We start from the raw sequence: 18,966 nt of genomic DNA on the forward strand, positions 1-18,966 counted from the left end.
CATAACATTGACTATTTCAAGTTTAATCCCTTCTTATATAACATTGGCTTTTTCTTTTTCGCCTTTTTCCCTGTTAATAAAGAACCTACTAGTAAGAAAGTCGGAATTGATGACAAACCTCCAATTAATAACCAATCTCTTGCTTGTATCGGCATTGTGCTAAAGATCGGTTGTAACGGTGGATAATATATAACCACTAGCATGAGTAGTAACGAAATGATAACCGCCCCTACTAAATACACGTTCCCAAATGGATTGCGGTGAAAGACAGAATGCTCACTACGACAATCAAATACATGAATAAGCTGAGCAAGTACCAACGTCGCGAACGCTACAGTTTGTGCATATTTCAGTTCATTTGGATGTTGGTTATACGCAATAATAAACGCTACTAACGTCACTGCCCCAATTAAAAACCCTCGACTTATTATTTTCCACGCAAGCCCTCTAGCGAATACCCCTTCTTTCGGGTGGCGCGGCGTTCTCTTCATCACATCTCCTTCAGCCTTATCCAAACCTAATGCCATCGCTGGTAAACCATCAGTAACTAAGTTCACCCATAAAATTTGAATAGGAACCATCGGCAGTGGTAATGCAAGTAACATCGCAAATAACATGACTAAAATTTCTCCAACGTTTGACGCCAATAAGTAGCGAATAAACTTACGTATGTTCTCGTATATATTTCTTCCTTCTTTAATTGCTGATTTAATTGTAGCAAAATTATCGTCTAGTAAAACAAGTGAAGAGGCCTCTTTCGCAACATCTGTCCCTGTAATTCCCATCGCTATCCCAATATCCGCTGTTTTTATAGCTGGAGCATCGTTCACTCCATCGCCTGTCATGGCTACTATATGTCCTTGATTTTGCAGTGCCTTAACAATTTTTAATTTATGCTCAGGTGATACACGAGCGAATACATACGTATCTTCTACAACATTTTCTAATTCCTCCACATCCATATTCGCGAGTTCTACGCCTTCAACAACGCGTCCATCTGGTGGCAAAACTCCTAATTGTTCAGCAATCGCCATTGCTGTCACTTTATGATCACCTGTAATCATTACCGTTCGAATACCAGCTTCTTTACACTCTTTTACCGCCTGCGCCACTTCTGGCCTTGGCGGGTCAATCATACCTTGTATCCCAACCAACATAAAATCTTTTTCAACGTCTCTTTCATGTTCAATAGAATCCGTGACTTTTAAAGGTTTAAACGCAACTGCAATTGTTCGAAGCGCTTGACTACCTAAGCTATGAATAGCCGCCTGTACTTCTCTTCTATATAACTCACTTAACGGCTGCTGCTTATCCCCCCATAAAATCGTTTGACTCATTTGCAAAAGAACGTCCGGTGCTCCCTTCGTAACAATAAACTTCTTCCCCTCTCGATCTCGTACAATAACACTCATCATTTTTCGAGTTGAATCAAATGGAAATTCACGAATAATTTCAAATTTCCCTTTCAATGCCTCACGTGTAATCCCAGCTTTCATTGCTGCAGCTACAAGCGCTCCCTCTGTTGGATCTCCATCTAATACGTACGCCTTTTTCTTTTGAATAATATTTGCATTGTTACATAGTGAACCAAATGTAAGTAGCTGATAAAGTGCTTTTGTCTTAGCTGGATTCACTTCTATTTCACCTTTCATAAAAGAGCCATTAGGTTCATATCCTTGCCCTGTCACTTTCCACAATTCTCCGCCTGACCACATATGTGTTACCATCATTTTGTTTTGCGTCATTGTCCCCGTTTTATCAGAACATATAACGGAAGCACAACCTAACGTTTCTACGGCTGGTAACTTTCGTACAATTGCTCTCTTTTTTATCATACGCTGTACACCAAGTGATAAAGCTACTGTAACAATTGCTGGCAACCCTTCTGGAATAGCCGCAACAGCTAGCGATACGCCAGCTAAAAACATATGATATACTTCATTCCCTTGATACACACCAGCCAATACAACGAGCGCTGTCAAAATAAGAGCTACAATAATTAATATTTTTCCGAGCTGTTCTAACCTTCTTTGCAGTGGTGTTTCCATTTGCTCTGCATTTTGTAACATATTTGCAATTTGACCCATCGCTGTATTCATACCAGTTGCTACAACGACACCTGTTCCAGATCCTCGCGTAATCATTGTCCCCATAAAAGCCATATTTTTTTGATCACCAATTGCAACCTCTTGCCCTTGCAATGCTTCTACCTTCTTTTGCACAGGTACGGACTCCCCTGTCAAAGCAGACTCTTCAATATATAAACTTGATGCCTCAACAAGACGCACATCAGCCCCAATACGATCACCACTGGAAAACTTAATAATATCACCTAAAACAAGTGCTTTAGATGGTGCTTTTACCCACTTTCCATTCCGCATTACAGTAACTTGTGGAGCAGCTAGTTCCTTTAAAGCTTCCAATGATTTTTCAGCTTTTCTTTCTTGAAAAAAGCCGAGAATACCATTGATAATAACAATGGCAACAATAGCAATAGAATCAATGTATTCACCTAAAAACGCAGAAACAATTGTTGCTCCAAACAAAACGAGTACCATGAAATCTTTAAATTGCGCTAAAAATACCATTAGTGCAGAAGGCCTTTTTGCTTCTTCTAATTCATTTGTACCAAATTTCTTAATTCGCCCTTCTGCTTCTTTCTCCGTAAGTCCAACCTTTACATTCGTATTCGTTCTTTCTTCCACTTCATGTGCTCGCATTCCATACCAGTTCATCCTGCCATCGACCTCCTGATTCCAGACATACTCTATTGAAAGCTTATTCAGCCTCGTCCAAAAAAATGCTATAATTAACTTTTAGTTAGAAAGGAGTGTTCATTAATGGCATTCGATGGATTATTTACAAGAGCGATTACACATGAAATTGAAAATTCTCTTTACACGGGAAGGATTTCCAAAATATATCAACCTTCAAAATACGAGATTTTATTACATATTCGAGCGAATGGAAAGAACCAAAAACTAATTCTTTCATCTCATCCTACATATGCGCGTATGCACTTAACGAATCAAAACTACGATTCGCCAGCAATACCGCCGATGTTTTGTATGCTTCTTCGTAAACATTTAGAAGGTGGATTTATTGAAAAAATTGAACAAATCGACTTAGAACGGATTATCCAAATTACAGTTCGCAGTCGTAATGAAATCGGAGACGAATCATTAAAAACATTAGTAATTGAAATAATGGGAAGACATAGCAACATTATCTTATTAGATACGAAAACAAACGTGATTTTAGATAGCTTAAAACACGTTTCATTAGCCGTAAACCGTCACCGAACTGTATATGCTGGTGCTGAGTACGTCGCGCCACCAGCCCAACATAAAATCAATCCTCTGCAAATTGAAACCGCAGATGATTTTATTAGACCGCTAGACTTTCTATCTGGAAATATGGATAAACAACTCGTCGGGGCTTTCATGGGAATATCCCCATTATTTGCAAAAGAAGTAGTAAAGAAAGCCGGTATGGTAAATGAGAAAGCATTATCAGAAGCATTTTTCTCTATACAAACACCATTACTATCTCATGCATATACACCAGCAATGATTACTGCAAATGGAAAAGAATTCTTTTATCTTTTCCCTCTTACACACTTGCAAGGAGAAGAAAAAACATTCTCATCAGTGAGCGAATTGTTAGATCGTTTCTTCTTTGGCAAAGCAGAACGTGATCGTGTAAAACAACAAGCTCATGATTTAGAACGCTTTATGCAAAACGAAAAAAATAAAAACGAGAAAAAACTCATTAAACTCGAAAAAACACTGCAAGATGCCGGAAAGGCAGATAAATATCAACTATTTGGAGAACTACTTACAGCCAATATGTACGCTTTGAAAAAAGGGGATAAAGATATTGAAGTCGTTAACTATTACGACGAAAATAGCGGAACTGTAAAAATTACATTAGATCCTTTAAAAACACCATCTGACAATGCGCAACGCTATTTCCAAAAGTACCAAAAAGCGAAAAATTCAGTTGTTATTGTAGAAGAACAAATCGAAAAAACAAATGAAGAAATTCTTTATTTTGATAGCTTACTTCAACAAATGGAAGCTGCTTCTTCAAAAGATATTGAAGAAATTCGTGAAGAATTAGCTGAAGAAGGTTATGTGCGCAATCGCAAAAAGAAAAACACAAAGAAAAAACCTACTAAACCAGTATTAGATAAATATTTAGCAAGTGATGGTACAGAGATTTTCGTTGGTAAAAACAATAAACAAAATGATTATTTAACAACGAAGTTTGCCCGCCGTGATGAAATTTGGTTACATACGAAAGACATACCTGGCTCTCACGTTGTCATTCGTTCTTTAGAGCCTGCTGAAGAAACTTTACTAGAAGCTGCCAAAATTGCTGCGTATTACAGTAAAGCGAAAGAGTCTAGCTCTGTACCTGTTGATTTCACCAAAATACGCCATGTCAAAAAACCGAGTGGTGCAAAACTTGGTTTTGTTACGTACGACAATCAGCAAACCGTATATGTAACACCAGATGCTGATATTGTAATGAAATTAAAAGCGTAAATAAAAAATGCGTTGCTTATAAGCAACGCATTTTTTATTTATTTTCAATTTAGTTGCTATATCCATTCAATATTGTCAAAAAAATTGACAGTGTCATTTTACATTTGTATAAATTTTTTAAAGCATGTAAATAAAGTACAAGTGTAACTCCAATCAATATTTTTTCATCCCCCTGCTATTTATTGAAGCAATCTGAATTTCATAAACAAACCGTCTCCCACAAATGGCGGGCTATTTTCTTATCTCCCTTAAAATATATGTTTTCCCTACTATCCTTTCTTCAAATATACATTTTGGCACACTATTTGCTTTATTAAATACTGTGAATAGGGGGAATTAACATGACTTTAAAAATTAATAAAATCCAAAATCAACTACAAAACTATGAAATTGACGGGTTACTCATTACCAAAAAAGAAAATCGCCAATATGCAACAGGCTTTACAGGTAGTGCTGGCGTCGTCTTAATCTCTGCGGATAAAGCTGTTTTTATAACTGATTTTCGCTATGTAGATCAAGCGAAATCACAAATAAAAGATGCTGAAATTATTATGCATACAGGAAATTTAGAAAAAGAAATTGCAAATCAAGTATCAAAATTAAACATTCAAAAACTCGGAATTGAAGAGAACAACATGACATTGCAACAATATAAAAACTTACAAAAATGCGTACATGTGGAAATGGTTCAAGTGTGCGAAATCATCGAAAATATTCGTATTATTAAAGACATGCCGGAAATAGAAACAATGAAAATCGCAGCTAATATTGCTGACGAAGCATTTCACCACATCATTACGTTTCTAAAACCAGGAATAAGTGAAAATGATGTACGAGATGAGTTGGAATTTTTCATGCGAAAAAAAGGGGCTACATCCTCTTCATTCCAAATCATTGTAGCTTCTGGCGTTCGTTCTTCACTTCCTCATGGAGTTGCATCAAATAAAATAATCGAGCGAGGCGACATCGTTACATTAGATTTCGATGCACTTTACGATGGATATTGTTCCGATATAACTCGTACTGTAGCAATCGGAGAATCATCAGAAGAATTCAAAAAGATATACAATGTTGTACGAGAAGCGTTAAAACGTGGAACTAAAGCAATTAAGCCTGGAGAAACTGCGAAAAGTATCGATGATATAACGAGAGATTACATTACAGAACATGGATACGGTCAATACTTTGGACACTCTACTGGTCATGGTCTTGGGCTAGAAATACATGAACCTCTTCGCCTATCCCAAGAAAGTCAGGCTACTTTAGAAGAAGGTATGGTTGTTACAGTTGAACCTGGTATTTACATACCAAACTGGGGCGGTTGTAGAATTGAAGATGATATTGTCATCACAAAAGACGGATATGAAGTTATTACAAAATCAAATCGGGAACTAATTGTAATTCCTTGTTAAAATCATGAACTTTTTAAAAGGAGTTTTTCTCTGCACATAGAATTTTTTCTCTGGAGTCATCGTTTAAAGAGGGGGAATTTTAATTGAATTTTGTAATTGATAAATTGGAGGGTTTACATGTAGAATTTTCAAAGCTTGTTTCCATGATGAATTACGCTCGCTATACAACAATGCAAGCAGTGGAAAGTTTAACAATTGAAGAACTTGATTATTTATATGATAAGGAAGCAAATTCAATTGGCATGTTATTGTATCATATGGCTGCTATTGAATTTTACTACCAGATTCATACTTTTGAAGACCGTGAACCAACGGAGGCTGAATTAGAACGCTGGTTACCTGGCATTGAATTAGGCGATCTTGGACGTGAGAAAATAAAAGGAAACGCTATAGAATTTTACATAAATACATTACAAGAAGTACGTTCCAAAACAATCGAGACTTTTCAATCGTTACCTGATGAATGGTTATTTAAAACGACAGACTTTTGGTATGACAAACCAGCAAATAACTATTTTAAGTGGTTTCACGTTTTTGAAGATGAAATCAATCATCGTGGACAAATTCGTTTAATTAAAAAGATGCAAAAAGCTCATGCAGTAAAATGAGGAAATGCTACCGAATAAGGTGGCATTTTCTTTTATTCATTAACGAATAGCTTTTCGTTTATTATTTTAGTGACTACCACTACCAACATTAAAATGCATATTAAATATAGCATTTTCGAAATAAACAACCACCCTTGAAACATTACAATTCCATCTATTATCTCATTTCCTTTCCATAACAAAAACGGAATTGTGCTGATTATAATGACAAATTCGATGCTGAAAACCATTTTCTTTTTTCGACTATATGCTTTCCATTTATTCCAGCGATACATAGGTGCAAAAATCAATACTCCTATACATAATATAACTGGTACCCATTCACTTTTTAAAAATTGCCCTGAAATAACTGATAATAGTAAACAAACGAGCACACCATAATATCCTATTTTTTCTCTCATTCTTACTACCTCCATTCTATCCTCTCTTTAATATGTAACTCCATATTCTTATCGTGAACCTAAGAAAAATAACAACTACAATTACAATATAAAGACCTTTTGCAGAAGACATCTATTCTTGAAAAATAGACATTTTCTCCATCTGTTTCTGTCCTTCTATTAAAATAAACCCTATGAAAAATGAGCAAACAACAATGATACCTATCATAATTCCAATACTTTTCTTACTATGTTGTTTCATGTCATCCCATCGGTATAACAGTATAAAAACAAACCCAAAAAGAGGGGTGATACTTATCCATTCATTGTTTGTAAATAGATTTAAAATGATTAATGGACTACAAGAAATAATAAATCCCCAAAAACCAATTTTTTTGCACATACGCCCTCCTCTAATTCCATTTTTAGGATTAATTGTATTGCATCATCCATTTTTTATTCTTACCATTACAGTACATGAAATTTCACTTTTTTTCTTTTTCTATACTCACATACTTTCACTGCTTTCATACAATAAACTACACGAATGCCTAAGGATGTGAATGTTATGGGAGTTGAATTAACGCTATTACACGCTCTCTATGTTATTTGCTTACTCACTATTATTACCTTTTTTATTCTCCGGAAAGATACGACGATTATTTGTATCGTTTTTATCTTTTTATTAGCATTAACTGCTACAAGTTCTATCCCTCTTGCCGTTAGCGGTATTTTTCAAAGTTTCATTTACGCTATTACTGAGCTATTACCAACTATATTAATTATCTCTATTATCGTATCAATGAGCAATCTACTCGTTCATACTGGCATAAATGATACGATGATTTCACCATTTACAAAGATGATTCGTACCCCTACCCTCGCCTACTGGATTATCGGCCTTTTAATGATGACAATTTCTTTCTTTTTTTGGCCTTCTCCAGCTGTCGCCTTAATGGGAGCTATTTTATTCCCCGTCGCTGTACGCGTCGGTCTTCCTCCAATTGGGGTTGCCATTGCTATGAACTTATTCGGACACGGCATCGCCTTATCTGGTGACTTCGTTATTCAAGGTGCACCGAAATTAACTGCAGACGCGGCTGGTCTTCCTGTTTCCAGCGTCGTTTCTGCCAGTGTTCCCCTCGTTATCGTGATGGGCGTTGTTACAACTTCTGTCGCTTTTTTCTTCTTACGAAAAGAATTTGATACAGGATTATCCTTGCAAAACTCCCCTGCATCAACGGAACCATCTAAAACTACTATTTTATTATCTCCTCGCATAAAGAAATGGCTCGCTATATGTATCCCTATCGTATATATCATCGATATCCTTTGCATGATTCAATTTAAACTACAAGGAAGCGATGCAACAGCACTTATCGGCGGAACGACTGTTATTATGATTATCATCATTTCCCTCATCGCCTACAAAGGTAATGGACTAAATAAAACAACCGATTATTTTATAGAAGGGCTCCAATTTGGATTTAAAATCTTTGGTCCAGTTATTCCAATTGCTGCACTCTTTTATTTAGGAGATAGCGGTTTTGTGAAAATTATCGGAGACTATTTACCGAAAGGTTCACATGGAATCATTAACGACTTAGGGATTGCCTTATCTCAAACTGTTCCTTTAAATCAATACGTATCGGCGGGAACATTAACTATCGTTGGTGTCATAACAGGATTAGATGGATCTGGCTTTTCTGGTATATCACTTGCTGGTTCAATTGCCAATCTTTTCGGAACAGCACTTGGGCATGGAACAGCTACATTAACAGCACTCGGGCAAATTGCTGCCATATGGACCGGGGGCGGGACTTTAATTCCTTGGGCGCTTATTCCTGCCGCTGCCATTTGTAAAGTGGATCCATTTGAACTCGCACGCCGAAACTTTTTACCAGTTGTGATTGGCTTAATTGTCACCACGATCGTTGCGATGTTTATTCTATAGTGTAAGCAAGTTTTCTCTTGCTTACGCTTTTTATTATGAAATCCAGTGACTTTCTAAAGGGATTATCTACATGTTAGCGAAGTTATATTAAGAGAATATTTATTTAAAAAACGTTTACGAGGTACAGATTACTTCCATTAGAAAAGGGGACATAACTATGAATGAATTGATTTTCGTCTTATTAATTTGTCCATTACTTATCTTTATCGTTTCTGTTATTGGAACACGCAAGACGAAAACGTATTACGTAATGCCGATTGTAACGTTTGCTAGTTTTTTAATAATAGGTGTTATCGCCTTCACTCCAAAATTCTTCTTTTGGGTTGGCATGTACAGCATCTTCTCATTTATTGTTTCTTATATGACTCTATTGTTTGTAAGAGGATATGAGCTTGCAGAAAGCGCTAAGTAGTTTTTAGTAGAAAGATTATAATATGAATTTTCTTTAATATCGATAGGACTTTACTTGAATTTTTAACAATGATAAAAAAGACGACTGCGTTCCCCCGCAGTCGTCTTTTTTATGTTACGCTGTGATCCAAGCTTCGTCAGCTGGATTTTTACGCCACTCTTGTAATTTTTTCGTTTCAGCTTGTCCGATCATACCTTTTTCTGCTGCAACTTCAGTTAATGCACTGTAATCACTTAAAGAATATGATGCTACGTTAGCTGCTTCTAATTTTTCTTTTCCTGACTCTAGCTCGTATGTGAAGATTGATACGATTCCTAATACTTCACAGCCAGCTTCGCGAAGTGCTTCTACACACGTAATTGCACTACCACCAGTTGAAATTAAGTCTTCTACTACTACTACTTTTTGACCTTTTTCAGCTTTTCCTTCAATTTGGTTCCCTTTACCGTGACCTTTTGCTTTACTACGTACGTAGCACATTGGTAAATCCATACGATCGCTTACCCATGCAGCGTGCGCAATACCAGCAGTTGCTGTTCCTGCAATAACTTCTACAGTTGGGAAGTGCTCTTTAATTAACTCTTCTAATCCAGCTGCAATCGCTTGACGTACTTTTGGATAAGATAAAGTTAAACGGTTATCACAATAAATTGGTGATTTCATACCTGAAGACCAAGTGAATGGATCATTCGGTTGTAAAAATACTGCTCCAATTTCTAATAAATGCGATGCGATTTCTTTTTTCATACTGTTACACCTTCCCACTGTTGTTTTACTGTTTTATACGCTTCAAGCGGATTTTCTGCTTTCGTAATACTGCGTCCAACTACAATGTAGCTTGAGCCAAGTTCCCTCGCACGTTTCGGTGTTGCTACGCGCACTTGGTCATTAACATCATCACTTGCAAGACGAATCCCCGGTGTTACTGTTACAAATTCATTTCCGCATACTTCACGTAATTTTGGAACTTCAAGTGTTGAACAAACAACGCCATCAAGTCCACTGTCTTTCGTTAATTTTGCATAATGAGCAACCGCTTCTTCTAACGTTTTCTCAATGCCAATCTCTTTTTTCATCATAGCTTCCGAAGTGCTTGTTAGTTGTGTAACTGCAATACAAATCGGTCTCTCTTTTCCTTCTTGCTTACCTTCCTCTAATCCCTCAATCGCAGCTTTCATCATGCTACTTCCCCCAGCAGCATGAACATTTACCATATCAACATCTAGACTAGCTAGGCTACGCATAGCGCTTTTTACTGTATTCGGAATATCATGAAGTTTTAAATCTAGGAAAATCTTATGTCCTTTTTCTTTTAAGTACGTAATAATTGCAGGGCCTTCTTTGTAAAATAACTCCATACCTACTTTGACAAATAACTCTTCCCCTTCAAAGTGGTGTAAGAATTGTTCTACTTCTTGTTTCCCTGGAAAATCTAGTGCAACGATTAACGACTGTGACATGTTTGCTTCCAGCTCCTTCCTTGACATTCCGAAATATGATCAAATCCTAATTCATCTAGTAATGCTGGTAACTCTTCAATAATTGTCGGACATACGAACGGATCGATAAAGTTCGCTGTACCTACTGCAACTGCGCTTGCGCCAGCGTAGAAGAATTCAATTACATCTTCCGCTGTTTCAATACCGCCCATTCCGATAATTGGAATGTTAACCGCTTGGCTTACTTCATGTACCATGCGAATTGCTACTGGCTTAATCGCAGGACCTGATAATCCGCCTGTACGGTTTGCTAAAATTGGTTTAGCTGTTTTTAAATCTAGACGCATACCAAGCAATGTATTAATCATCGTTAAACCATCTGCACCTGCATTTTCAATCGCTTTTGCAATTTCCACTATGTTTGCCACGTTCGGTGACAATTTCACGTATACAGGTACTTCAGAAACCTCTTTTACTCGCTTCGTTAAATCAGCAGCAATTTCAGGATTTGTACCAAAGGCGATACCACCTGTTTTTACGTTTGGACAAGAAATATTTAATTCTAGTGCATGGACATTAGGCGCTTTAGAAATTTCCTTCGCAACCGCTACGTAATCCTCAGCCTGTGAGCCTGCAACGTTCGCAATAATTGGAAGGTCAAATTGTTCTAACCATGGTAATTCCGAATTCATTACTTTGTCTAATCCCGGGTTTTGAAGTCCGATTGCATTTAACATGCCGCCTGGTGTTTCAGCAACACGAGGCGTTGGATTTCCATAACGTGGTTGTTCTGTCGTCGCTTTAATCATGATTGATCCTAGTACACTTAAATCGTAAAACTGTGCATATTCACGACCAAATCCAAAGCATCCAGATGCCGGTATAATTGGATTTTTTAATGATAATCCTGGTAATTCAACTTGCAATCTGTTCATAGTACAACCTCCCCGATTGGAAATACTGGTCCGTCGCTACACACCTTCTTGTAAGAATGTCCACTTGGATCTTCTTGTAAGTGGCATACACATGCGAAACAAGCTCCAATACCACAGCCCATACGCTCTTCTAATGAAATATATGCTTTTTTCTCTTTGTAACGTCCTTCTAATGCACGAAGCATCGCTAACGGGCCACATGAATAAAGAATGTCAAAGTCGATTCCGTAATTATCAATTACATCTGTGACAAATCCTTTTGTACCGTGTGTACCGTCTACTGTCGCAACGTACGTATCACCAAGTTCTGCAAATTTTTCTTCATAGAAAACAACATCTTTCGTTTGAAAACCTAAGATGTGAATCACACGTACACCCTTTGCAACGAGGCGCTGTGATAATTCATAAAGTGGTGGTACACCAATTCCCCCGCCTACTAGTAAAGCTGTTTGACCAGCTTCTGCTTCTTCTACAGGAAAACCGTGTCCTAATGGTCCTAGTACATCTATCATTTCACCTTGTTTTCTAGTTGCTAATGTTTTTGTCCCTTGTCCTTCGGCACGATATAGCATTGTAAATTCGTTCTTCTCTTGATCTACATTACAAATACTAATTGGGCGGCGCAGAAGGGGCGCAATGCCCTCTGCTACCTTAATGTGTACAAACTGCCCTGGTTCGTTCATTTGCTGTACTAACGTTCCTTGAAGCACTAATTCGTAAATGTTTTTTGCGATTTCTTTTTGGTTAACGACAATCATATTTTGCTTTTGCATCATGCATGTACCACCTCGTGACGCTTTGTTTGCGTAATTTCTTTCATTGAATGAGCTGAGAATGTCATAGATTCCAATACTCGTAAGATTGCTCTCGTTGTATCAAGTGATGTTAAGCAAGCCACACCATTTTCTACTGATTCACGGCGAATGCGGAAACCATCACGCGCTGGTTGTTTGCCTTTTGTTAATGTATTGATTACAAACTGTGCTTTTCCTTGACGGATAATATCAAGTAAGTTATAGTCTTCAGAATCAATTTTGTTTACCACTTGCACTGGAATATTTTGCTCTGCTAACGATTGTGCTGTTCCAGCTGTTGCTAATAAGTTATAACCGATTTCGTGGAAACGTTTTGCAATTTCCATTGCCTCTTCTTTATCTTTATCCGCTACTGTGATGATTACTGATCCGTGCGTTGGGATGTTAATTCCAGAAGCAACTAATCCTTTGTATAATGCTTTTTCAAGCGTTAAGTCTTTACCCATTACTTCCCCTGTTGACTTCATTTCAGGTCCTAATGTTGTATCAACTGAGCGTAGTTTCGCAAACGAGAATACCGGCGCTTTTACATATACTTCTTTCTCTTCTGGGTGATAACCAGTTCCGTATCCTTGCTCTACTAAGTCTTGACCTAAAATAACTTTCGTTGCAACATTCGCCATCGGTACGCCCGTAATTTTACTTAAGAACGGTACTGTACGACTCGCACGTGGGTTTACTTCAATTACGTACACTTGATCTTTGAATACTACGAACTGGATATTTAGTAATCCAACAATGTTTAAACCTTTTCCAAGTGCAATTGTATGTTCAATGATTTGTTCTTTTAGTTTTTCAGATAAGCTTTGTGGTGGGTATACTCCAATTGAGTCACCAGAGTGAACTCCAGCGCGTTCAATATGTTCCATAATACCTGGAATAAATACATTCTCACCGTCTGAAATTGCATCTACTTCAATTTCTTTACCAACCATGTAACGGTCAATTAATACCGGATGCTCTGCATGAACTTTAACTGCATTTTTCATGTAGTGCAGTAATTCTTCTTGACGATATACGATTTCCATCGCACGTCCACCTAGTACGTAAGACGGTCTTACTAATACTGGATATCCAATTTCTTCAGCGATTGCTACTGCTTGTTCTACAGTTGTTGCTGTTTTACCAACTGGTTGCGGGATACCAAGCTGTGTTAGAGCTGCTTCAAACTTATCACGATCTTCTGCGCGGTCTAAATCTTCAAGTGATGTTCCTAAAATTTTCACACCGTGTTCTTCTAATTTCGCCGCTAAGTTAATTGCCGTTTGTCCACCGAACTGAACGATAACACCTTCTGGCTTTTCTAAATCGATAATGTGCATTACATCTTCGATTGTTAATGGTTCAAAATATAATTTGTCAGAAATACTGAAGTCTGTTGAAACTGTTTCTGGATTGTTATTAACAATGATTGCCTCATATCCAGCTTCTTTAATTGCCCATACAGAGTGAACAGTTGCGTAGTCAAACTCAACACCTTGACCGATACGGATTGGACCAGATCCTAGAACTACTACACTCTTACGATCTGTTCTAACCGATTCATTCTCGTCACCATATGTGCTGTAGTAGTATGGTGTTGCAGATTCAAACTCTGCCGCACAAGTATCTACCATTTTATAAACAGGAGTTATATTGCTTTCTTTACGCATATCGTAAATTTCACGCTCTGTTTTATTCCAAGCTGCTGCAACGTAGTGATCGCTGAAGCCCATTTCTTTCGCAGTTTGTAGTACTTCCATATTTCCTACATTCGCTTTTACTTCACGTTCCATATTTACGATGTTTTCAACTTTTTGTAAGAAGAAGAAGTCCATTTCACACCATTCGTTGATTTCTTCTTTCGTTACACCTTGACGAATTGCTTCTGCTACAATAAACAGTCGCTCATCATCAGCTTTTATAATGCGTTTTTTCATTGTTTCTTTATCAAGTTCTTTTAAATGCTCTAACTCTAAGTGATAAACGCCAAGTTCTAAAGAACGAACCGCTTTTAATAATGATTGCTCTAAGTTACGTCCGATTGACATAACTTCACCAGTTGCCTTCATTTGTGTACCCAGTGTTCTGTTTGCTGATTCAAACTTATCAAATGGCCAGCGCGGAATTTTTGAAACGACATAGTCTAATGCTGGCTCGAAGCAAGCGTATGTTTTTTGCGTTACTGGGTTTATAATTTCATCTAATGTTAGACCGACTGCAATTTTTGCCGCTAGCTTCGCAATTGGATATCCAGTTGCTTTAGATGCTAGTGCAGATGAACGACTTACACGCGGGTTTACTTCGATTACATAGTATTGGAAGCTATGTGGATCAAGTGCAAGCTGAACGTTACATCCACCTTCAATTCCTAATGCACGAATAATTCGTAATGAAGTGTTTCGTAACATTTGATATTCACGGTCACTTAATGTTTGGCTCGGTGCTACTACGATAGAATCACCTGTGTGAACTCCAACTGGATCGATATTTTCCATATTACATACTACAATCGCGTTATCATTTGAATCACGCATTACTTCATATTCAATTTCCTTACAACCAGCAATGCTCTTTTCTAATAAACATTGTGTTACTGGACTATGTTTTAATCCACCTGATACGATTTCAATTAGTTCTTCTTCATTACTACAGATTCCGCCACCTGTTCCCCCCATTGTAAATGCTGGGCGAACAATAACTGGATATCCAATTTCTTTTACAAATTCATGTGCTTCTTCTAGCGTATGAATGATGGTACTAGATGGAATTGGTTCATTTAATTCCTGCATTAATGTACGGAATAAATCACGATCCTCCGCTTGCTCAATTGCTGATAATTTCGTTCCTAAAATTTCAACTCCACACTCTTCAAGTATGCCTGATTTCGCAAGTTCAACAGCCATGTTTAAACCTGTTTGACCACCTAATGTTGGTAAGATTGCATCTGGACGTTCTTTACGAATGATACGGCTTACGAATTCTAGTGTTAATGGTTCTATATATACTTTATCTGCTGTTGCAGTATCTGTCATAATTGTTGCTGGGTTAGAGTTAACAAGGATTACTTTGTAACCTTCTTCTCTAAGAGATTGACAAGCTTGTGTACCAGAGTAGTCAAACTCTGCTGCTTGCCCAATTACAATTGGTCCTGATCCGATTACTAAAATTGTGTTAATGTCTAGGCGTTTTGGCATAACTCTTCCCCTTCTTTCTTGAAGTTTTCAATCATTTCTAAGAAATCTTCGAATAAATCATTTGCATCTTCTGGTCCTGCTGAAGCTTCTGGATGGTATTGCACTGTAAATGCTGGGAACTTCGTATGACGAAGACCTTCTACTGTTCCATCATTTAAAGCGACATGTGTAATTTCAAGTTCTGTATTTTTAACTGATTCTTCTTCTACTGCGTAACCATGATTTTGAGATGTAATTGCTACTTTTCCAGTTGCAAGATGTTTTACTGGATGGTTTAAACCACGGTGACCGAATTTTAACTTACTTGTATTCGCACCAGATGCTAGAGCGAATAGTTGATGTCCTAAGCAAATTCCGAATAAAGGAACTTTACCGATAATGTCTTTTAACATTTCAATTGCTTCTGGTACATCTTTCGGATCTCCAGGTCCGTTACTTAACATAATTCCATCTGGGCTAAGGCGTAAAATTTCTTCTGCTGTTGTATTGTAAGGTACTACAATTACATCACAGTCACGTTTGTTTAATTCTCGTAAAATACCATGTTTCATTCCGAAGTCTACAAGTACAACTCGGTGTCCACGGCCTGGGCTTGGGTATGGATCTTTCGTTGATACGCGTTTCACGTGATCTGTAAATACTGTCGCTTTTAATTGGCTCACGATGTATTCTACATCTGCATCCATGTTACATAGACGTCCACGTAATGTACCGTATTGACGAATTTTTCTCGTTAATTTTCTTGTATCAATTCCTGCTAACCCTGGGATATTTCTTTCTTTTAAGTAATCATTTAACGAAATTTCATTACGGAAGTTTGATGGGTGATCACAAATTTCGTTTACGATTAAGCCATTTACAGATGGGTGAATCGATTCAAAATCGTCACGGTTAATGCCGTAGTTTCCGATTAATGGGTACGTGAATGTTACGATTTGACCGCAATATGATGGATCAGATAATGTTTCTTGATATCCAGTCATTCCTGTTGTAAATACAACCTCACCTGACTTTTCAATTTCGCCTCCGAAACCTTTTCCAATTAATACTGTTCCATCTTCTAAGATAAGTTGTCTTTTCATACTAATGCACTCTCCTTTTGCCATGCGATCTTACCACCAACGATTGTCATTACCGGCCATCCTTGGCATTTCCAACCTGCGAATGGTGTATTTTTTCCTTTTGATAAGAATGTTGTTGGGTCAATCTCTTCTTCTTGTTCTAAATCAATGATTGTAATATCAGCTGTTCTACCTTCTTTCAGGCGACCTGCTTCTAAGCCGAATGTATCAGCTGGCTTTTCTGTTAAGAATTGAATTAACTGCTCTAATGTAATAATTCCTTTTTTCACAAGGTTTGTGTATAGAAGTGGGAATGCTGTTTCAAAACCAGTAATTCCGAATGGCGCTCTTTCAATTCCTTGTGCTTTCTCTTCCGCTGTATGCGGTGCATGGTCAGTTGCGATCATATCGATCGTTCCATCTAGTAATCCTTCAATTAATGCTGCATGGTCTTCTTTTCCACGAAGCGGTGGGTTCATTTTAAAGTTAGGATCAACTGATGGGATATCATCTTCACATAACACTAGGTGATGTGGTGTTACTTCTGCTGTTACTTTAATTCCAGCTCGTTTCGCATCACGGATTACACGTACAGAACCTTTTGTACTTACGTGACATACGTGATAGTGACAATCTGCTGCTTCAGCAAGCAGTATATCCCTTGCAATATGTACAGATTCACATACTGATGGGATACCGTTTAATCCGTGTTTCTCAGAAAACTTCCCTTCATGTACACAACCTTTATTAATAAGCGTATTCTCTTCACAGTGCGCAACTACTGCCATATTTAATTTCGCTGCACGTTTCATAGCCGCTAACATCATGCTAGCATCTTGTACGCCTACGCCGTCATCTGTGAAAGCAAATGCTCCAAGTTCTTTTAATGTTTCGAAATCTGTCATTTCAGAACCAGCTTGACGTACTGTAATTGCTCCGTATGGTAGTACGTTGACATGCGCTTTTTCTTTAATACGTTTTTGCAGGTCTTCCATATGTTCTCTGCAATCTGGTACTGGGCGTGTATTTGGCATTGAGCAAATTGTAGTGAATCCACCTTTTGCCGCTGCTAGTGTACCTGTTTCAATTGTTTCTTTATGTTCACCACCTGGTTCACGAAGATGTACGTGTACATCTACTAATCCAGGTGCGATTAAATTTCCGTTCACTTCGATTACTTCAGCATTATCTGCCGTAATATTTTCTGCTACCTTAGCGATTTTACCGTCTTGTACGAGAAGATCTGTTGCTACGATTTTTCCTTCTTCATTCATATAACGACCATTTTTAAACAAGTAATTCATGTTTCATTCCTCCTAATACATTTGGTAAGGCGCGTTTTAGTACAGCCATTCTTACGTAAACTCCATTTTCCATTTGTTTAAATATGCGTGAACGCTCACACTCAACAAGTTCACTTGCAACTTCAACATCACGGTTTACAGGAGCTGGATGCATAATAATGCTTCCTTCTTTCATACGCTTTTCTCTTTCCACTGTTAATCCGTGTCTCTCATGATACTCTTTCATAATGTCTGTTTCATAATGATCATGACGCTCATGTTGTACACGAAGTAACATCATTACATCCACTTCTGGAACAAGTTCATCCAATGGTTTGTATGTTCCAAATGTGCTGTCTTCATCTTTCCACTCTTCTGGACTTGCAAAGTAAATTGTTGCACCCAGTTTCGTTAATGCTTCTGCATTAGAACGTGCTACTCGGCTATGACGAACATCTCCTACTATCGCAATCTTTAATCCTTCAAATCTTCCAAACTCTTGTTTAATTGTAAGAAGATCGAGTAGGCACTGCGTTGGGTGGTTTCCACATCCATCTCCAGCGTTTAAGATTGGGATATTTACCTGATCTTTTAGTTCATCGAAGTAGCGATCTTGCTCATGGCGGACGATCACCGCTTTTGTTCCGATTGATTCTAGTGTTCTTATCGTATCGTATAGAGTTTCTCCTTTTTGTACGCTAGATGCATCCGCTGAAAAGTTTAAAACATCTAGTCCTAATCTCTTCTCAGCAACTTCAAAGCTAAATCTCGTTCTCGTACTATTCTCAAAGAACAAGTTCGCAACAAAAGTTTGCTCTGTCGTTTTGTTCTCTTTTCCATTCGCGAAATCTTCTGCGTCTTTTAGGATTTCTGAAATTTCTACTTCCGATAATTCACTCATCGTTAACAAATGGCTCATCGTCATCCCTCATCTTTCTGAT

The 18,966-nt window shown here is 37.7% G+C and carries 15 protein-coding genes and 1 pseudogene; 5 read left to right on the plus strand and 11 right to left on the minus strand.

The annotated features are described in order from the left end of the window. Nucleotides 1-11 precede the first annotated feature (11 nt). Nucleotides 12-2,735: a calcium-translocating P-type ATPase, SERCA-type gene (locus tag NZ044_RS19045; RefSeq protein ID WP_001104763.1), complete on the minus strand. Its 2,724-nt coding sequence runs from the start codon at nt 2,733-2,735 to the stop codon at nt 12-14. A gap of 105 nt (nt 2,736-2,840) precedes the next feature. On the opposite strand from NZ044_RS19045, the gene NZ044_RS19050 reads away from it, so the two are divergent. The 3 genes from NZ044_RS19050 to NZ044_RS19060 all read left to right on the plus strand — a co-directional run bounded on the left by NZ044_RS19050 (nt 2,841) and on the right by NZ044_RS19060 (nt 6,570). After that, nucleotides 2,841-4,550, plus strand: coding sequence for an Rqc2 family fibronectin-binding protein (locus NZ044_RS19050; protein ID WP_000863281.1), 1,710 nt, complete (start codon nt 2,841-2,843; stop codon nt 4,548-4,550). A 341-nt stretch (nt 4,551-4,891) separates the two neighbouring features. Next, nucleotides 4,892-5,962, plus strand: a complete 1,071-nt coding sequence (locus NZ044_RS19055) for a M24 family metallopeptidase (RefSeq protein WP_340949937.1) — start codon at nt 4,892-4,894, stop codon at nt 5,960-5,962. A gap of 83 nt (nt 5,963-6,045) precedes the next feature. After that, nucleotides 6,046-6,570 (plus strand): DinB family protein, encoded by a 525-nt coding sequence (locus NZ044_RS19060; RefSeq protein WP_001012056.1) that lies wholly within the window; start codon nt 6,046-6,048, stop codon nt 6,568-6,570. 32 nt (nt 6,571-6,602) lie between these two features. Here the strand turns inward: NZ044_RS19060 and NZ044_RS19065 are convergent, their stop codons facing one another. Both NZ044_RS19065 and NZ044_RS19070 read right to left on the minus strand, forming a co-directional pair. Then, nucleotides 6,603-6,971: a YoqO family protein gene (locus NZ044_RS19065; RefSeq protein ID WP_001208268.1), complete on the minus strand. Its 369-nt coding sequence runs from the start codon at nt 6,969-6,971 to the stop codon at nt 6,603-6,605. 16 nt (nt 6,972-6,987) lie between these two features. After that, nucleotides 6,988-7,353, minus strand: a pseudogene (locus tag NZ044_RS19070) (YoqO family protein). Between the two features lie 165 nt (nt 7,354-7,518). On the opposite strand from NZ044_RS19070, the gene NZ044_RS19075 reads away from it, so the two are divergent. Together NZ044_RS19075 and NZ044_RS19080 are read left to right on the plus strand one after the other, a co-directional pair. Further along, nucleotides 7,519-8,904: a membrane protein gene (locus NZ044_RS19075; RefSeq protein ID WP_000537904.1), complete on the plus strand. Its 1,386-nt coding sequence runs from the start codon at nt 7,519-7,521 to the stop codon at nt 8,902-8,904. 157 nt (nt 8,905-9,061) lie between these two features. Continuing rightward, the gene (locus NZ044_RS19080) at nt 9,062-9,316 is read left to right on the plus strand and encodes a YbeF family protein (RefSeq protein ID WP_001003933.1); all 255 of its coding nucleotides are present in this window, start codon (nt 9,062-9,064) and stop codon (nt 9,314-9,316) included. A 114-nt stretch (nt 9,317-9,430) separates the two neighbouring features. Here the strand turns inward: NZ044_RS19080 and pyrE are convergent, their stop codons facing one another. From pyrE to pyrB, 8 genes are read right to left on the minus strand one after another with little or no spacing between them, the layout of a single operon-like run. Further along, the gene (gene pyrE / locus NZ044_RS19085; RefSeq protein ID WP_000711454.1) at nt 9,431-10,063 is read right to left on the minus strand and encodes an orotate phosphoribosyltransferase; all 633 of its coding nucleotides are present in this window, start codon (nt 10,061-10,063) and stop codon (nt 9,431-9,433) included. Next, nucleotides 10,060-10,776 (minus strand): orotidine-5'-phosphate decarboxylase, encoded by a 717-nt coding sequence (pyrF, locus tag NZ044_RS19090; protein ID WP_000083509.1) that lies wholly within the window; start codon nt 10,774-10,776, stop codon nt 10,060-10,062. Before pyrF ends, pyrE begins: the two co-directional genes overlap by 4 nt. Beyond that, nucleotides 10,761-11,690 carry a dihydroorotate oxidase B catalytic subunit gene (gene pyrD, locus NZ044_RS19095; protein WP_001081049.1) on the minus strand — a complete coding sequence of 310 codons (930 nt, stop codon included), beginning with the start codon at nt 11,688-11,690 and terminating at the stop codon, nt 10,761-10,763. Before pyrD ends, pyrF begins: the two co-directional genes overlap by 16 nt. Further along, a complete protein-coding gene (pyrK, locus tag NZ044_RS19100; RefSeq protein ID WP_000983354.1) occupies nt 11,687-12,466 on the minus strand; it encodes a dihydroorotate oxidase B electron transfer subunit in 780 nt (259 codons plus the stop codon). The genes pyrD and pyrK overlap by 4 nt, the downstream gene beginning before the upstream one ends. After that, nucleotides 12,463-15,681 carry a carbamoyl-phosphate synthase large subunit gene (gene carB / locus NZ044_RS19105; RefSeq protein ID WP_001126139.1) on the minus strand — a complete coding sequence of 1,073 codons (3,219 nt, stop codon included), beginning with the start codon at nt 15,679-15,681 and terminating at the stop codon, nt 12,463-12,465. Before carB ends, pyrK begins: the two co-directional genes overlap by 4 nt. After that, the gene (locus tag NZ044_RS19110; protein WP_000828669.1) at nt 15,666-16,763 is read right to left on the minus strand and encodes a carbamoyl phosphate synthase small subunit; all 1,098 of its coding nucleotides are present in this window, start codon (nt 16,761-16,763) and stop codon (nt 15,666-15,668) included. The genes carB and NZ044_RS19110 overlap by 16 nt, the downstream gene beginning before the upstream one ends. Further along, nucleotides 16,760-18,046 (minus strand): dihydroorotase, encoded by a 1,287-nt coding sequence (gene pyrC / locus NZ044_RS19115; protein WP_001108387.1) that lies wholly within the window; start codon nt 18,044-18,046, stop codon nt 16,760-16,762. The genes NZ044_RS19110 and pyrC overlap by 4 nt, the downstream gene beginning before the upstream one ends. Beyond that, on the minus strand, nt 18,030-18,944 hold the full coding sequence (pyrB, locus tag NZ044_RS19120; protein ID WP_097890987.1) for an aspartate carbamoyltransferase: 915 nt from the start codon (nt 18,942-18,944) through the stop codon (nt 18,030-18,032). The genes pyrC and pyrB overlap by 17 nt, the downstream gene beginning before the upstream one ends. Between the last annotated feature and the right edge of the window lie 22 nt (nt 18,945-18,966).

The sequence above is a fragment of the Bacillus sp. FSL K6-1338 genome (assembly GCF_038006965.1).
Taxonomy (GTDB): Bacteria; Bacillota; Bacilli; order Bacillales; family Bacillaceae_G; genus Bacillus_A; species Bacillus_A thuringiensis_S.

Coding starts and splice junctions, on each gene's coding strand:
- pyrD (WP_001081049.1), bottom strand. CDS start 11,690: ATGAACAGATTGCAAGTTGAATTACCAGGATTATCATTAAAAAATCCA.
- pyrE (WP_000711454.1), bottom strand. CDS start 10,063: ATGAAAAAAGAAATCGCATCGCATTTATTAGAAATTGGAGCAGTATTT.
- NZ044_RS19075 (WP_000537904.1), top strand. CDS start 7,519: ATGGGAGTTGAATTAACGCTATTACACGCTCTCTATGTTATTTGCTTA.
- pyrC (WP_001108387.1), bottom strand. CDS start 18,046: ATGAATTACTTGTTTAAAAATGGTCGTTATATGAATGAAGAAGGAAAA.
- carB (WP_001126139.1), bottom strand. CDS start 15,681: ATGCCAAAACGCCTAGACATTAACACAATTTTAGTAATCGGATCAGGA.
- NZ044_RS19110 (WP_000828669.1), bottom strand. CDS start 16,763: ATGAAAAGACAACTTATCTTAGAAGATGGAACAGTATTAATTGGAAAA.
- NZ044_RS19055 (WP_340949937.1), top strand. CDS start 4,892: ATGACTTTAAAAATTAATAAAATCCAAAATCAACTACAAAACTATGAA.
- pyrB (WP_097890987.1), bottom strand. CDS start 18,944: ATGAGCCATTTGTTAACGATGAGTGAATTATCGGAAGTAGAAATTTCA.
- NZ044_RS19045 (WP_001104763.1), bottom strand. CDS start 2,735: ATGAACTGGTATGGAATGCGAGCACATGAAGTGGAAGAAAGAACGAAT.
- pyrF (WP_000083509.1), bottom strand. CDS start 10,776: ATGTCACAGTCGTTAATCGTTGCACTAGATTTTCCAGGGAAACAAGAA.
- pyrK (WP_000983354.1), bottom strand. CDS start 12,466: ATGATGCAAAAGCAAAATATGATTGTCGTTAACCAAAAAGAAATCGCA.
- NZ044_RS19050 (WP_000863281.1), top strand. CDS start 2,841: ATGGCATTCGATGGATTATTTACAAGAGCGATTACACATGAAATTGAA.
- NZ044_RS19065 (WP_001208268.1), bottom strand. CDS start 6,971: ATGAGAGAAAAAATAGGATATTATGGTGTGCTCGTTTGTTTACTATTA.
- NZ044_RS19080 (WP_001003933.1), top strand. CDS start 9,062: ATGAATGAATTGATTTTCGTCTTATTAATTTGTCCATTACTTATCTTT.